Below are 16,061 nucleotides of genomic sequence, written 5' to 3' on the forward strand. Positions count from 1 at the left end.
GCGTATGTCCATCTGGCGAGCGCGCTGTTCGCCCTGGGCTCCCATCGGGCTGTCGCCGAGCGGATGCGCTGGCTGGTGTGGCTGGCCTACGGCACGAGCGCCGCCTGTCTGCTGCTGGTCTTGCTGGGCACGGATCTCATCATCCGCGGGGATATCCCCAGCGGCCCCGTCGCCCAGTTTAGCGCCGGGCCGTTCTTCTGGGCCTTCTGCCTCTTCTTCCTGGTTGGGATCGGGGGAACCTTGGTGGCGGTGGTTGACTCCTTGCGCAGCGCGCTCACGCCCTCGCAGCGCCGCCGCCTGCGCTACCTCGGCGCAACCTTCGCCGCGCCCGGTATCGGCGTGTTCCCGTTCCTGGTGATCGGCACCCCCACGGTGATCCCCCAGAGCGCAATCCTGATCCTGCAGTCGATCGCGAGCCTGATCGTCATTGTCATGATCACTGTGATGACCTACAGCGTGGCCTTCCACGGTGTGCTGCTGCCCGATCGCTTGATCAAGCAGGATTTTATCCGCTGGTGGCTCTACGGCCCGTTTGTCGGCATCATGATCGTCCTATTTATTCAGGCGATGCCGGTCTTCGAGCACCTGCTTGGGCTGCCTCGTGATACCCTGATCACCTTCGGTGTGATGATTATGACGGTGCTGATGCCGATCTTTGTGAGCAAGGTGAAGCCCTATCTCGATGCTCTGGTCTACCGCCAAGATCACGATGAGATCGACTACCTGCGCAACCTGTCGCGCAGCACCTTCACCCGCGCAGATCTGCGCTCGCTGCTTGAGAATGCGCTGGAGGCGATCTGTGGCGCCCTGAAGGTTAATACCGGCTTTGTGATCGCCTCTGGCGACGGCGGTTTCACGGTGAAGGCGATCTCCGGCGCCCGGCGTGAGGTGAAGCGCTTTGTCGGCGAGTACCCGCTCAGCACGCTGCTGCCGCAGGTGGAGCGGCTGCCCTCCCATAGCCCCGATGGCCTGATGCCGACGGAGGACTTCCTCACCTGTGGCGGATTCAGTCTGCTGCCCCTGCGGAGCCCCGATGGGCTCTTCTTGGGGGCGCTCGGCGTGGCCTACCCGCCGGAGCAGATGCGCCAGGGGAGCTCGCTCGCCCCAAGCGTGCGCCACCTGATCGGTGTGCTCGCCCATCAGATGGAGCTCGCTCTCTCGACTGTCCAGATGCAGCAGCTGATCTTCGACGCGCTGCGCGGCCTCGGCCCTGAGATGCAGTCGCTTCAGCAGCTCTCATCACGCATTGAGCAGGCGACCCCGGCCGACCTTGAGGTGATCGATGGCGACCACGATGTGGTGATGAGCCCTGACTTTTCGCAGCTTGTCAAGGATGCGCTGACCCAGTTCTGGGGCGGGCCGAAGCTCTCTGACAGCCCGCTGCTCGCCATGCGCACCGTGCAGCGGATCCTCCAGGAGCAGGGCGGCAGCTCGACCCGGGCGCTTCAGGCGGTGCTCCGGCAGGCGATCGCGAATCTGCGCCCTGATGAGCAGCTTGACCCATCGGCGCAGGAGTGGCTGCTCTATAACCTCCTCGAAGGTCGTTTTCTTCAACGTAAGACCGTGCGCGATGTGGCGAACCGTCTGGCGATGAGCGAGTCGGACTTCTATCGTAAGCAGCGAATCGCCGTCGAGGAAGTTGCCCGGCAGCTGACCTTGATGGAGGATGGCGAGCTATGAGAGTGCTCCTTGCAGAGGACGAGCCTGATATCCAGTTGATTACGCGCCTGGCCCTCGAAGACGCGGGCTGCTCGGTTGTCGCGGTCAGCGATGGGCAGGCTGTCCTGGAGAGCGCGCAGGCCGAGCCCTTTGATGTGGTGCTGCTCGATGTCATGATGCCGCGCATCGATGGATTCACCGCGTGCGCGCGCCTGCACGCGAACCCTCAGACACGCGACCTGCCGGTGATCTTTCTGACGGCGAAGTCGCAGGAGCTTGAGGTTGAGCGGGGGCTGGCGATCGGAGCGCGGGGCTATATTGTGAAGCCGTTTGATGTGTTTAGCCTGGTGGATCGGATTACTGACATCCTTGGGGATCGCGCTGTGTAACACGTTTCGTGAGGGGCGGATTGGCACGATGCCATGATCACACCATCGCATGCTCTATCAGATGGGGCTTCTGCTGAGGAAGCGGCGCGTGCGACTCTGATCGACGCATTGGAGTCGGCTGAGCTACGCGCGCTCTATGCGGCGAGTTGTCGGCTGGCGCGCTGCGAGAGCCGCACCGAGGTGTACGATGTGGTGGTCGGCTGCGCTCAGGTGCTCATCGGCGGCGCGGCGGTGTTCTTCGCCCCTGGGCATCGCTCTAGCACGCTGCATCTGGTGGCCGGCCTCCGTATGCCCGACACCACGCCTATAGAGATCAGCGTGCCGCCGCAGTGGCTTGCGACAATCGCCGACTATGGCGGGCTTGTGCGGAGCGATGTGGCGGGCATCGCGCAGAGTCCGCTCGCGATACTCTCTGAGCGGATGGCCTATGGCGGGGTGGTTGTGGCGCTCCAGGTGGCGGGGGCGATCCAGCAGTATGGCATGCTCGCGCTGGCGCCGCAGCTGTCACGCCTCGCCGTCTCACAGGAGTCTGCGCTGCGCGCCCTGGTTGGTGATGGGGCGCACGCGCTCGACCGGATCATCCAGCTCGAAACGGTGTGGCGTGACGCTGATATGAGCCGATCGAACCGCCTCCTCGTCGCGGTCAACGCGGTGACAGATATCGGTCTGCTCTATAGCAATCTGCTTGATCAGATGCTCGGGGCGATCCTCGCGCAGATTCTGAATGTGCTCACCCTCGCCGGGGGGGCCATCCTGCTCTATAACGAGCAGTCTGAGGACCTGGAGCTGGCGGCCGCGCTCTCCGGCCCTGGCGCGAGTCCTGGCGGGGCCGATCTGATCGCCCTCTGGCAGCCCGCGCTCTTCGCGCAGAGCGTGGCCGAAGCTCTCAATGCCGCGAGCCGCGGACATGTCATGATCGTCGCCGCTGAGGACGGTGCGCCGATCGCCGCAGCGCTCCAGTCCTTTGGGGTCTCCCAGCTGATCAGCGTGCCGCTGCTCGCCGGCGGCTGGCTGACCGGAGTGCTTCAGGTTGTCGTGACACATGATGTGCCGGTCGATGATCATCAGGTGCAGATCCTGCACATCCTCGCCCGGCAGACGGCGGTGGCGATAGAGAACGCCCGCCTCTTTGTCCAGACCCGCAATGACCAGGAGCGCACGAGCGCGGTCGTCGAAGCGACGAATGATGCTATCTTGATGCTCGATGAGCGCCGGCGTGTGATGATCATCAATCGTCGGGCGCGCTTCTTCTTTGGCCTCTCTGAGCGGGAGCTTCAGGAGAAAGACCTCGATCAGCTCGGCGCGATCTTCCACCGGATCTTCGCGGACGCCCCGCGCTTCCAGGCCTGGCTTCGCCAGCTGCTGCGATCAGCCACCGAGCGGGCGGTGGAGGAGTTTCAGATCATCCGCCCTGAGCCCCGCCTGCTCCAGTGCTTCTCCGCGCCCGTGATGAACCCTCGTGACCGCTACCTCGGCCGGATCCTGGTCTTCCGCGATATCACCAGGGAGCGCGAGGTGGAGCAGATGAAGAGCGACTTCGTGTCGAATGTCTCGCACGAGCTACGTACGCCGCTGACAAGCATCCAGGGCGCGATCCAGCTGGTGCTCGGGCCGTCGCGGGCGGGGCGCCCCGGTATGGCCGACGGGCTCACGCAGCGCGCGCGCGAGCTGCTGACGATCTCGCTCAACAATACGGAGCGGCTGATCCGGCTGATCAACGATCTGCTCGATATCGCCAAGATCGAGCAGGGGCGGATTCAGCTCCGGCGCGAGGCGCTCGCGCCAGCAGATCTGTGTCGCAACGCGGCCTCCGAGATGCGCACCTTTGCGAGCAACCGCGACATCACTATCGATCTCGATCTGCCGTCGCAGCTGCCGAAGATCCTTGCGGATGGCGACCGCTCCGCCCAGGTTCTGGTAAACCTACTCTCAAATGCGATCAAGTTCTCTCCTACGGGCCAGCAGGTGCTGCTGAGCGCGCGCCATGAGGGGGCGATGATCTGCTTCTCGGTGCGCGACTGGGGCCAGGGGATCGCCCAGGATGATCAGGCGTGTCTGTTTCAGCGATTCCAGCAGCTCGATGGCTCTGCGACGCGCACCGTCGGGGGGACTGGCCTGGGGCTGGCGATCTCGAAGGCTCTGGTGGAGGAGCAGGGCGGCCGGATCTGGCTCAATAGCATGCCCGGTAAGGGCAGCACCTTCAGCTTCACCCTGCCGGTCGTCACGGAGGCGGATCGGCCTGTCCCTATGGGCACGCTGCGCCCGCATGTGCTGCTCGTTGGTCTGGGGCCGTCTGCCGCGGCGGTGCGGGCCGGGCTGGCGCAGGCCGCGTGGGAGGTGCGTGAGGTTGCCGCCGCGGCGATGATGCTGGCTTCGGCCCAGGTCGCCCCTCCCGATATGCTGGTTGTGGCGCTGCCTCCCGATGTCGATGCCGCCGGGGCGCTGCTGGATGAGATTGCGGCTGAGGAGTCGACCCACACGGCGATGGTGCTGGCGCTGGGCGATGTCGGCGCGCGCCCGGGGCTGACGCTGCTGCCGGCGAACGCTGCTGCCGATACGATCATTGCGAGCGCCCTCGCGGTGATGTCCACCCGACAGCCGCATATCCTGGTCGTCGATGACGACCCGCACGTGCGCCCGGTGCTGGTGCGGCTGCTCCAGCGCCACGGGCTGCGCGTGACGAACGTGGGCGATGGGTTAGCGGCCCTGGCGATGATTGAGCGCGTGCGCCCTGATGTTGTCCTGCTCGATGTGAAGATGCCCGGCATTGATGGGACGGAGGTACTGCGTCGGATCAAGGAAAACCCGGCTATCGCCGCGACCCGTGTGATCATCCTGACGGCGAATGATCTTGGCGAATCGCTTCAGTCGCAGGTGATCAGCCTGGGGGCCGATGGCTATCTTGAGAAGCCGATTACCTATGAGCGGCTAATCAGCGCCGTGACGACGGCTGCTTTGTCTGGCGAGGCCCCGCATGGACGCTAGCTCGTCTGAACTTGACCGCTTCATCCACAGCCTGATCTCACCGCTGACGGCGCTCCAGGGCGCGGCCGGGCTTCTGCGTCGCTCAGGCGGCGATGAGGAGCGTGCGCTGATCCTGCTGGCGACTATCGAGCGGAATGTTGAGCGGCTTCGCGCCGTCTGTGACCAGATCTTGAGCCATGCTGAGCTTGCAGACGATCAGATCCGGATCGCGCTGCCTGTAGATGTGAGCGATTCGCCTGGGCGGCCCTCCCCTCCGCTCGCTGCCCTCCCACAGCCGCCTGTGGTCGCCGAGGCGCCTGAGCTCTCGGCCGACTCCGTCGGCGAACCTGCCCCCCATGCGACTGCGCTGCTGCTCCTGATCGCGGACCCGCTGGCGGTCGCGCCGTCGCTCGGCGATCTGCTCACGGCGCGCGGGCATCGGCTGGTCTGGGCGCAGCACACAACCGATGGGATCGATCTGGCGCGGCAGCTTCGCCCGGGGCTGATCATCCTCGACCCGGGCCTGGATGATCAGGCGACGCTGGCGATGCAGATCCTCGGCGAGGATCCGGAGACGAAGATGATCCCGCTGGTGCTGCTGGGCGACTCGGTGGGCGCGGATGCGCCTGATGCGGAGCGACTCCTGTCGATGGTCGAGGCGGGCCTTGATGGAGACGCCGACCGGCAGCGGGTCAGGCCGCATATTCTGATTGTGGATGATGAGCCGGACATCGCCCAGCTGCTCGCCGCGCAGTTTGTCAGCGAGGGCTATCTGGCCACGGTGGTGGGCAGCGGCACCGAGGTCCTGCGGATCGTGCGCGAGCAGCAGTTCGACCTGATCCTGCTCGACCTGCTGCTGCCGGATATCGATGGCTTCACGGTGCTCGGCGGCCTGCGGGTGCAGCCCGAGACTCAGCTCACCCCGATCATCCTGCTCTCGGCGATCAACTCGCCCGCCGACAAGGTGCGCGGGCTCCAGCTCGGCGCCGACGACTATATCACGAAGCCCTTCAGCGATGCGGAGCTGAACGCGCGGGTGCAGGCGGCCATGCGGCGCAGCGAGCGCGAGGGCGGGGCCAACCCCTCCACCCGCCTGCCGGGCAACATCGCGATCGAGCGGGCGATCAGCCAGCGGATCGCCCAGCATGATAGCGCCTTCGCCGTGTGCTACTGCGATATCGATAACTTTAAGGCCTATAACGACACCTATGGCTTCCTCAAGGGCGACGCGGTGATCCAGCGGACGGCGCAGATCTTGCTCGATACCGTGCGCGAGTATGGCAACCCGGATGATTTTGTGGGCCATATTGGCGGCGATGACTTTGTGGTGATCACGAGCCTCGACCGGCTCGACCAGGTGTGCGGCAAGGTGCTCGAGCGCTTTGACGCGACGGCCCCCCTGCTCTATGACCGTGAGGCGCGCACGCGCGGGTTTATCAGCGGCGAGGATCGCCAGGGCCGACCGGCGACCTTCCCGCTGGTGAGCCTCTCGATCATCGCCGTCAGCTCACGGCTGCGGCACCTCAGCCACCCCGGTGAGGTGGCCCAGCGCTCGGTCGACTCCAAGAAGCGGGCGAAGCTTATCCCTGGCAGCGTCTTCATCATCGATGAGTGAGCGAGACGAGCTGGGCACTCGTTAAAAAAGTGATAAAATAGGAAGACGAAGCATAGTGGCTCGGCCGCTGTGCTTTGTTGTCTTGTGCGCATGACGACGGAGATACCTATGAAACTACTGCTTCCCGAGGCGCTCCGCGCGGAGCTGGAGGCGCGGGTGCGCGCGGCGGCGCCGGGCGCCGATCTGGCCTGGTATGACGACCACGCCCGCCCCGACCAGGATGTCTCGGACGTGGATGTACTGATGCGCTGGTGGTTTGACGCGCAGACACTGAACGGCCTGGTGGAGCAGCTGCCGTCCCTGCGCTGGCTGCACATCCCGCGGGCCGGGGTCGATAACTCGCTGGTGTCGGCGGTGATGGCGCGCGATATCCTGATCACCAACTCGGCGGGCATCCACGCGGCGCCGATCGCCGAGTTTGTGATGCTGTACGTGCTGGATCACGCCAAGCAGGCCGGCCTGCTGCGGTCTAGCCAGGCCGAGCGCCGCTGGGTCGGGCGACAGGTGCAGCTGGCCGAGCTGACCGATAAGCTCATGCTGATCATCGGCCTCGGCCAGATCGGCCAGGCGATCGCCGCGCGGGCGGCGGCCTTCGGCATGCGTGTGGTGGGGAGCCGCCGCAGCGGCGCGCCGGTGCCCGGGGTGAGCCGGGTGCTCGCCGACGGCGCCTGGCGTCAGATGCTCGGCGAGGCCGACTATGTAGTGATCGCCGCGCCGCTCACGCCCCAGACGCGCGGCATGTTTGGTGCGGCCGAGCTGGCCGCGATGCGCCCTGATGCCTATCTGATCAACATCGCCCGTGGCGAGATTGTGGACGAGGCGGCCCTGATCGACGCCCTGGGGCGCGGGCAGATCGCCGGCGCCGGGCTCGATGTGTTCTCCACCGAGCCGCTGCCCGCCGAGCACCCGCTCTGGGGCCTGCCGAATGTCTTTGTTACCCCCCACGTCTCGTGGCTTTCCCCCGAGATCCGGCCGCGCACGATCAGCCTCTTTGTCGAGAATGTGCGCCGCTACGCCGCCGGCGAGCCCCTGCGCAATATCGTCGATAAGCACGCCGGGTATTAGCATTGCAGATTGCAGATTGCCTGCCGCTGAGCCTGCTGCTGCTGCTGCCCCTGCTCGCCGCCGCCCTGCTGGCCCTGGCCCTCGCCCGCCCGCAGTGGCTGACGAATCTGCTCGGGCGCGAGCAGCACCTGACGGTGATCATCGACACCTCGGCCAGCATGGCCGCCCCGGCCGGCGGGGTCAGCCCGGGCAGCCGGCTCGACGCCGCCCGCGAGCGCGCCCGCGCCCTGATCGGCGGCCTCGGCGGGCGCGACACGCTGACTCTGATCGCCGCCGGCCCCGAGGCCCGCCTGCTCGATAGCGCCGGGCCGGCCGGGGCCGACCGCCTGCTGTCCGCGCTCGGCGGCCTACGCGCCGGCGGTGTCGGCAGCGATATCGCCGGCGCGCTGACTCTGGCCGCCGCCGATATGCAGGGGCAGCCCGCCGGCCAGGCGATCGTGATCACCGACGCCGCCCTGCCCGCCCTCGACGCTGAGCTGCGAGGCGCCCCCGAGGGCATCGCGCTGCGCTGGGAGCAGGTCGGATCGAGCCTGCCGAACCGCGCGCTGATCACCCTCGCCGCCCGCCCGCGATCTGGCGGCGGGCCAACTGAGGTCTACGCGCGGGCCACCAACTATGGCAGCGCATCCGTCCGCAGTGTCATCCGGCTCTACGGCGACGGCCAGCTGCTCGACACGCGACTGGCGAGCTTCCCGCCGCAGGGCGATGTCGAGCTGACCTGGACGGTCCCCGCGGGCGTGGCGCTGCTGCGCGCCGAGGTTGATGGCAACGATGGCCTGCCCGCCGACGATGCGGCCGCGATCAGCCTGGCCGTCGCCCGCCCCCTGCGGACGCTCCTGGTGAGCGCTAGCCCGGCGGTGATCGAGCGGGCGCTCAGGGCGGTCCCCGGCATGAGCCTGCGGGTGCTCGACCCGGCCGACTATGTGGGCCAGGAGCTGCCCGACATCGACCTGACGGTCCTCGACGGCGTCCTACCGGGGCGCTGGCCGCCCGGCGCGGTGCTGGCGATCAACCCGCCTGAACAAAACAGTTTGCTGGACGTTGGCAATCAGATCATCAACCCCGCATCTGGCGGAGCCAAGCTCGAGTCGAGCCCCGACACCGCGATCTTCGAGGGCGTGAGCCTCGGCAGCGTGGACTTTGGCCCGATCCACGAGATAGCCCCGCCTGACTGGGCGCAGGAGCTGCTCTCGCGCGACGGGCGACCGCTCATGCTGCGCGGCAGCGTGGAGCGCAGCGAGGTCGCGATCTGGGCCTTCGACCTGGCGCAGAGCAACCTGACCTCGCGCCTGGCCTTCCCGCTGCTGCTGGCCCGCACCGTGCGCGACCTGACCCCGGCGCCGCTGCCGGAGTCGGCCCTGGCCGGCCAGGCCGTGGAGCTGCGGCCCGACCCGCGCGCCGATACGGTCGAGATCACCGCCCCCGACGGCTCTGTCCGCCGCCTGGCGGCGCCCAGGGGCGAGGCCGTGCCGATCACCCTGGACGACCCGGGCGTCTACGCGCTGCGCGAGCTCGCGGGCGCGGACGAGGTCTTCGCCGGGCAGCTGCCGGTGAACGCTGGGGCGGCCCGCGAGTCCGACCTGACGCCGCGCCGGCTCCCCGCCGCCACGGCGGCCCCGCCGCCCGCCGCCAGCGACCCCGAGCGCGACAGCCGGCCGATCTGGCCGTGGCTGGCCGGCGCCGCCCTTATCGTGATGCTCGGCGAGTGGGTGTACGTCCACGCCCGCCGCAGCGCTGTGAGGAGCGCGTAGCCAATGATCCTCCGCAACCCACAGCTGATCTGGCTGCTGCTGCTGCTGCCGACCTTCGCCCTGCTCTGGCGCTGGCGCGGGGTGCGGGTGGCCCTGCCCGCCCTGCTGCTGCGCATGGGCGCGGTGGCGGCCCTGGTGCTGGCCATGGCCGACCCGTCCCTGGGCGCTGAGCCGCCGCCGGCAGGCCCACTGGTGATCCTGGTCGATCAGTCGGACAGCCTGGGCGATGCCGGGCGGGCCGCCCTGCGCGCCGAGGCCGCGCGCCTGGCCGCCGAGGCCGGCCCGCGCGCCCGCACGCTCGCCTTCGGCGCCGATGTGGTCGCCGACGGCCCGGAGGAGCTGGCCGTGCCCCAGGCGCCCGACCCCGCCGGCAGCGACCTGGCCGCCGCCCTGCGCGCCGCACGCGCCCTGCTGCCCGGCGGCGGGCGGGTGGCGCTGCTCTCCGATGGCGTCCAGACCACCGGCGACGCCCTGGCCGAGGCCCGGCTCGCCGCCGCCGCCGGGATCATTATCGACGTGGGCTCCGCCGATGCCGCCGCGCTCCCCGATGCCGCCATCACCGCCGTGAGCGCGCCGCGCCTCCTGCGGTCCGGCGAGGAGTTCCCGATCACCATCGCCGTGCGCTACGCCCCCGGCCCCGACAGCCTCGCCGGAGAGCTCGCGGCCCGCCTGCGCCTGTGGGACGGCGCGCAGCTCCTCGGCGACCAGCAGGTCGTCCTCAGCCCCGGCGATGACCGCTTCACCTCCCAGCACACCGCCGGCGAGCCCGGCGTGCTCCAGCTGCGCGCCGAGCTGACGATGACGTCGGGCGACACCTTCGCGGCCAATAACAGCGGCGGGGCGACGGCGATCATCACCCCGCCGCCGAACGTCCTGCTGGTGACGGGTCGGCCCGGCGATGGGGCTGACCTGGCGGCGGCCCTGGCCCGCCAGGGCGTGCAGACCAGCCAGATCGACGCCGCGCGCCTGCCCTCGCGCCTCTCCGACCTGGCCCCCTACGACGGCATGGTGCTGGTGGACGTGCCGGCGGCCGCGCTCTCGCTCGACCAGATGGCCGGGGTGCGTGAGTTTGTGCGCAGCGATGGCCGCGGCCTGGTGGCGGTCGGCGGGCGCAACTCCTTCACCCTGGGCGCCTATAAGGATACCCCGCTTGAGGATGTGCTGCCGGTGATCATGGACCCGCCGCCGCGCCCGCAGCGCACGAACATCGCCCTGCTGCTGATCGTCGACCGCTCGGCGAGCATGACCGCCGCCCTCGGCGTGAGCAAGTTCGCCATGGCGAAGGAGGCCGCCCAGCTGGCGACCGACAGCCTCCAGGCCGACGACCGTATCGGCATCCTCGGCTTCGACACCGATACGCTCTGGGTGGTGCCCTTCCAGCAGATCGGCGTCGGGCTCAGCGTGGCCCAGATCCAGGAGCAGATCGCCAACCTCCCTGCGGGCGGCGGCACAGACATCGAGCTCGCCCTGTCCGTCGGCCTGCCCGCGTTGGCCCAGCAGCCCTCCGAGGTGCGCCACGCCGTCCTGCTCACCGACGGGCGCTCATTCAGCAACAACTTCGGCAGCTACCAGCGGCTCGTCGAGACCGCCCGCGCCCAGAAGATCACCCTCTCCACCATCGCCATCGGCGAGGACTCCGACACGGCCCTGCTCGACCAGCTGGCCCAGTGGGGCGGCGGCCGCTACTACTACGCCGGCAGGCCCGAGGATATCCCGCGGCTGACCCTGCTGGAGAGCGAGATCGCCCGCGCCGACCCGGTGGTCGAGGAGCCGCTCCAGGCCAGCCTGGCCGAGGCCCACCCGATCATGCGCGGCTTCGCGCCGGCCGACCTGCCCGAGCTCGGTGGCTATGTGGCGGTCACCGAGCGCGACAGCGCCGACGTGGTGCTGCGCTCGCCCGAGGGCGACCCGCTGCTGGCCGCATGGCAGTACGGCCTGGGCCGCGCGGTGGCATGGATGCCCGGCACGGGCGCCCCCTGGGCCAGCCAGTGGCCCGGCTGGGATGGCTATGACCGCTTCTGGGCGCAGATGGTGCGCTACACGCTGCCCGACCCCGACAGCGGCCCGCTCCAGGTGCGACTCGCCCAGCAGGATGGTGGCGCCCGCCTCACCGTCGCCGCCATCCAGGCCGGCGGCGACCCGCTGAACCTGGCCACGGTGAACGCCCGCGTCACCCTGCCCGATGGGACGGAGCGCAGCTTCGATGTGCGGCAGACGGCGCCCGGGCGCTACACCCAGGATCTGAGCCTGCCCGCCTCGGGGGCCTATGTGGTCTCCGTGGTGCTCCAGCGTGACGGGCAGCGCCAGCAGCGCGACGTGGGCTATGTGAACCCGGTGCCCGCCGAGTACACCCCCCCCGCCGACGGCGGGCCACGGGGCGCGGCGCTGCTCCAGGCCATCGCCGGCGCAACCGGCGGCAGCGCGCTCGATCAGATCGCCACACCTACAGATGCGCCTACCCAGGCGGCGCCCGTCGCGCCCGCCACCGACCTCTGGCCCTGGCTGATCGGCCTGGCCCTCGGGCTCTGGGTGCTTGAGATCGCCGTGCGGCGCGGGCTGTTTATACGCCGTTGGCCGTAGGGCCGAAGCATATGCCTCTGGCGCAACGCGCCAGAGGCATATGCTTCGGCCCTACAGCTCATTGGGGACACAATGCTCTCTGACCGGATCGACGCCCTCGCCCACGCGGCGATCGACGCGGGGGTCTTCCCCGGATGCGTTGTGTACGCCCAGCGCGCCGGGCGGGCCATCCACCATGCCGCCTATGGCACGACCATGTACCGCGACCCCGGCTCGCTGCCGGTGGGCGTCGACACGGTCTACGACATCGCCTCGCTCACCAAGGTCGTCACCTTCACGGCGGCCCTGGCCCTGGTGGATGCCGGCCAGATCGGCCTTGACGATCCTGTGGCGCGCTTCCTCCCCGCCATGCGCGCCGCCGGGGTGACGGTGCGACATCTGCTGACCCACAGCTCCGGCCTGGACATCCGGCTCTCGGCGCTGCGCGAGCGGGGCGCTGCGGCGATCCGCGCCGCCGCCTACGCCCTGGAGCCGGCCCGCACGCCCGGCAGCCACACGATGTACGCCAACGTCAGCAGCCTGCTGCTGGGTGATGTGGTGGCGGCGGCCTTCGGCGCGCCCCTGGACGTGGCCGTGGGTGAGCTGGTGATCGGCCCGCTGGACATGGCCAACACCGGCTACTGCCCGCCCGAGGGGATGCGATCACGGATCGCCCCCAGCGAGTGGGATGAGGGGTGGCGCGGCGGGCTGGTTCACGGGGTCGCCCACGACGAGAGCGCCTACGCGCTGGGCGGGGTGGCCGGCCACGCAGGGCTGTTTAGCAACGCCGCCGACCTGGGCCGCCTCGCCGCCATGTGGCTTCAGGGCGGGGCCTGGGCTGGCCGTCAGATCCTGCGCGAGTCAACGGTCGCGCTGGCCTGCCGCGACCACACCGGGCATATGGCGAGCCCCAGCGGCATGCCGCTGCGCAGCGGCCTGGGCTGGGCGCGCGACCGGCCCAACTACATGGGCGCGGCCCCCGAGGGCACGATCGGCCACACCGGCTTCACCGGCACGGCCATCGTCATCCTCCCTCGCCATCAGACCGCCCTGGTGTTCCTGAGCAATCGCACCTACCCCCGGCGCACCCCGCCGCCCTTCCCGCACCACGCCGCCATCGCTGGCACCGTGGCGGCGCTGATCGCGCCCTAACATCCTGGCGAGGGCCTGCGGCCCTCAGCCCCCGTGCATCTCCACGAATGTCCGCACCACCTGCGGGTCAAACAGCGTCCCCGCGTGCTCCTGGATGTAGCCGAGTGCCCGCTCGGCGGGCCAGGCCTCGCGGTAGGGTCGGTCGTTCGTCAGCGCATCCCAGACATCTACCACGGCGAAGATGCGGGCAGCGAGCGGGATCTCCTCGCCACACAGCCCGGCGGGGTAGCCGCTGCCGTCCCAGCGCTCATGATGGGCGCGCGGGATGTCCATGGCTGGGCGGAGGTAGGCGATCGGCTCAAGGATGCGACATGCGTCGGTGGGGTGGCGCTGGATCACAGCGCGCTCCTCATCGGTGAGCGGGCCGGTCTTATTGAGGATCGCGTCCGGCACGCCCATCTTGCCGATGTCGTGGAGCAGGGCGCCACGTCTCAGGTGCTCGATCTCTGACGCGGGGACGCCGATCTCCCGCGCGAGGGCGACGGTGAGCGCGGCCACGCGTCGGCTGTGATCCTCCGTCTCGCGGTCGCGCAGGTCGAGGGCGCGCGCCCAGCCGGAGATCGTCGCGTCGTAGGCCTCGCGCAGGGCCGTGTTCGCCTGCTCCAGACGCTCATTCCACTGCGCCCGGCGCAGGGCGCTCGCCCCGACCTCAGCGAGCGATATCAGCAGCCGCCGGTCGCTCGGGCTAAACACCTCTCCTCGGCCGACCCAGAGCGCCCCAATGCGCTGCTGGTGGGCCGAGAGCTCGGTGCCGGTGATCATAACGCCTCTGGCATTGAGTATCGCCGGAGCTGTGCCGTCAGCGGGATTGCTGTGTGATGGACACAGCGATCCCGCCGCAGCCTGGCTGGCCTGATCGCCAAGCTTCGCCCACGCCCCGCGCGCGCAGACGATCTGCACGCCCCCGCTCTGCTCGTCGCAGAGCAGCAGGACAAGATGCGGCACCAGCAGCCGTGTGCTGATCTGGTCGGCGAGGGTTGTGGCCAGATCGCCGCTGTTTGTTGTTCCCCGAAGGGCGCTGGTGAACTCCACCAGCACCTGCTGCTCGCGCTCGTGCTGGAGCCGGTCGCTCGCATCATTCGCGCTCGCCGACACGATCTGTCTTGGCCTGAGTATTGCCGCTGCGCCAAGCATTAGGCCGCCAAGACCGATGGTCGCGCCGAGCAGCGGCCCCTCGGGGAGATGTACTTTTGTAAACAAATAGATCTCGCCCAAGAGCCAGATCACACTGCCGACTATGAAGGGGATGCGAGGAGAAGATGTCATAGTGCAGCGCCTCTTCATCAGGTATCCGCTCATACTAACGATATCATAACCTTTTTGTCTCAACTGTGCGCGGATGATCTTTCTCACCGCTCGTGCTACCATAGCGCGGGAGATCGCCGATGTCTGAGGGGGAGCGCGATGATCCGACTGACCAGTGAGATCGAGCAGGGCCTGCGGGAGCTGCTGGATGGCGGCGACCCGGCGGTGATCGCCGAGCGGGTGCGCAGCCTGCCGACCGACCAGATCGCCGACCTGATGGCGGCCCTGCACCCTGCCGACAGCGCCGATGTGCTGGAGGAGCTGACCAGCGAGCAGCAGCGCGAGGTGATCGACGAGCTTGAGCCGGACGACGCCGCCGATGTGCTCGCCTACCTCGATGTGGAGGACGCCGCCGAGATGGTGGCCGACCTTCCCGCCGAGCAGCTGGCCGACATCCTCGACGAGATGGAGCCCGATGACGCCGCCGATATCCTGGCCGAGCTGAGCGATGCCCATGCCAGCGCGACCCTGGCCGACATGGAGTCGCCCGCCGATGTGCAGGCCCTGCTCGACTACGAGGAGGAGAGCGCCGGGAGCCTGATGACTCAGCACGTCGTCACCCTGCGCGCCACCGCCACGGTGAGCCAGGCCCTCGGCCTGCTGCGCCAGCTCCAGCTCGACGAGGAGATCGCCTACTACCTGTTCGTCACCGACGAGGCCGGCCGGCTGGTGGGTGTGGTCAGCCTGCGCCAGCTCGTCACCGCCGAGCTGGGCACGCAGATCGCCACGATCATGCGGCCGGATGTGATCAGCGTGGCGGCCGATGCCGACCAGGAGGAGGCCGCGCGCACCCTGGCCCGCTACAGCCTGCCGGTGCTGCCCACCGTCGACGCCGAGGGCCGCCTGGTGGGCGTGATCACCGCCGACGATGTGATCGATGTCATCCAGGAGGAGGCCACTGAGGACCTCTACCGGCTGGCCGGCCTCGACTCCGATGAGACGGTGGACCAGTCGGTGCTGACCACCTCGCGGCAGCGGCTCACCTGGCTGCTGGTGAACCTGCCCACCGCCGTGCTGGCGAGCTGGGTGGTCAGCATCTTCGAGGGCACCCTGGCCCGGGTGGCCGTGCTGGCCGTATTTATGCCGATCATCGCCGGCATGGGCGGCAACGCCGGTATCCAGACCCTGACTCTGATCGTGCGCAGCATCGCCCTGGGCGAGATCAGCCTGCGCGACGGCTGGCGCACCCTGGGCCGCGAGCTGGTGGTGGGCCTGATCAACGGGGTCTGCTTCGGGGTGGTGGTGGGGCTGCTGGGGCTGATCTGGCAGGGGATGCCGATCCTCGGTCTGGTGGCGGGGATCGCTATGCTGGCGAACATGATCGCGGCGGCGGCGGCCGGCACGATCGTGCCGCTGCTGCTGCGCCGCATCGGCGCCGACCCGGCCCTGGCCTCGGGCGTGATCGTCACCACCTTCACCGATGTCACCGGCTACTTCAGCTTCCTCGGCCTGGCGACGCTGCTGATCGCCTACTTTGTGCGGTGATAGCCCCACGGCTCACGCAGAATGCTGAGAAAGGCTGGGGGGGCTCGGGGAGGGACACGCCCTCCCCGAGCCCCCCTCATCATCAGGTTGTCATGCCACTACGGGCTCTTTCTGTAA

10 protein-coding genes are annotated in these 16,061 nt (G+C 68.9%); 9 read left to right on the top strand and 1 reads right to left on the bottom strand.

Annotated features, from left to right (window positions below; translation table 11 throughout):
* From K2Z83_RS00005 to K2Z83_RS00040, 8 genes are all read left to right on the top strand, one after another.
* Positions 1–1,680 (top strand): hypothetical protein (locus K2Z83_RS00005; protein WP_220593136.1); only part of this gene is annotated, 1,680 nt, incomplete at its 5' end.
* Positions 1,677–2,048, top strand: a complete 372-nt coding sequence (locus K2Z83_RS00010; RefSeq protein WP_220593137.1) for a response regulator — start codon at positions 1,677–1,679, stop codon at positions 2,046–2,048. The genes K2Z83_RS00005 and K2Z83_RS00010, both read left to right, overlap by 4 nt.
* 108 nt (positions 2,049–2,156) lie before the next feature.
* Positions 2,157–5,033, top strand: coding sequence for a response regulator (locus tag K2Z83_RS00015; RefSeq protein ID WP_220593138.1), 2,877 nt, complete (start codon positions 2,157–2,159; stop codon positions 5,031–5,033).
* Positions 5,023–6,627, top strand: a complete 1,605-nt coding sequence (locus K2Z83_RS00020) for a response regulator (RefSeq protein ID WP_220593139.1) — start codon at positions 5,023–5,025, stop codon at positions 6,625–6,627. The genes K2Z83_RS00015 and K2Z83_RS00020 overlap by 11 nt, the downstream gene beginning before the upstream one ends.
* A gap of 108 nt (positions 6,628–6,735) precedes the next feature.
* On the top strand, positions 6,736–7,692 hold the full coding sequence (locus K2Z83_RS00025) for a D-2-hydroxyacid dehydrogenase (protein ID WP_220593140.1): 957 nt from the start codon (positions 6,736–6,738) through the stop codon (positions 7,690–7,692).
* Positions 7,693–7,694: 2 nt separating this feature from the next.
* The gene (locus K2Z83_RS00030) at positions 7,695–9,443 is read left to right on the top strand and encodes a VWA domain-containing protein (RefSeq protein ID WP_220593141.1); all 1,749 of its coding nucleotides are present in this window, start codon (positions 7,695–7,697) and stop codon (positions 9,441–9,443) included.
* A gap of 3 nt (positions 9,444–9,446) precedes the next feature.
* Positions 9,447–12,023, top strand: a complete 2,577-nt coding sequence (locus K2Z83_RS00035) for a glutamine amidotransferase (RefSeq protein WP_220593142.1) — start codon at positions 9,447–9,449, stop codon at positions 12,021–12,023.
* 72 nt (positions 12,024–12,095) lie between these two features.
* On the top strand, positions 12,096–13,154 hold the full coding sequence (locus tag K2Z83_RS00040) for a serine hydrolase (RefSeq protein WP_220593143.1): 1,059 nt from the start codon (positions 12,096–12,098) through the stop codon (positions 13,152–13,154).
* A gap of 24 nt (positions 13,155–13,178) precedes the next feature.
* On the opposite strand, the gene K2Z83_RS28575 is transcribed toward K2Z83_RS00040, so the two are convergent.
* The gene (locus K2Z83_RS28575; protein ID WP_255603012.1) at positions 13,179–14,420 is read right to left on the bottom strand and encodes an HD-GYP domain-containing protein; all 1,242 of its coding nucleotides are present in this window, start codon (positions 14,418–14,420) and stop codon (positions 13,179–13,181) included.
* A gap of 138 nt (positions 14,421–14,558) precedes the next feature.
* Between K2Z83_RS28575 and mgtE the strand changes: the two genes are divergently transcribed.
* Positions 14,559–15,944, top strand: coding sequence for a magnesium transporter (mgtE, locus tag K2Z83_RS00050; RefSeq protein ID WP_220593144.1), 1,386 nt, complete (start codon positions 14,559–14,561; stop codon positions 15,942–15,944).
* The last annotated feature ends 117 nt before the right edge of the window (positions 15,945–16,061 follow it).

Origin of the sequence: Oscillochloris sp. ZM17-4 (assembly GCF_019599295.1) — a bacterium.
GTDB lineage: Bacteria > Chloroflexota > Chloroflexia > Chloroflexales > Chloroflexaceae > Oscillochloris.

Coding starts and splice junctions, on each gene's coding strand:
- K2Z83_RS00010 (WP_220593137.1), top strand. CDS start 1,677: ATGAGAGTGCTCCTTGCAGAGGACGAGCCTGATATCCAGTTGATTACG.
- K2Z83_RS00020 (WP_220593139.1), top strand. CDS start 5,023: ATGGACGCTAGCTCGTCTGAACTTGACCGCTTCATCCACAGCCTGATC.
- K2Z83_RS28575 (WP_255603012.1), bottom strand. CDS start 14,420: ATGACATCTTCTCCTCGCATCCCCTTCATAGTCGGCAGTGTGATCTGG.
- K2Z83_RS00035 (WP_220593142.1), top strand. CDS start 9,447: ATGATCCTCCGCAACCCACAGCTGATCTGGCTGCTGCTGCTGCTGCCG.
- mgtE (WP_220593144.1), top strand. CDS start 14,559: ATGATCCGACTGACCAGTGAGATCGAGCAGGGCCTGCGGGAGCTGCTG.
- K2Z83_RS00025 (WP_220593140.1), top strand. CDS start 6,736: ATGAAACTACTGCTTCCCGAGGCGCTCCGCGCGGAGCTGGAGGCGCGG.
- K2Z83_RS00040 (WP_220593143.1), top strand. CDS start 12,096: ATGCTCTCTGACCGGATCGACGCCCTCGCCCACGCGGCGATCGACGCG.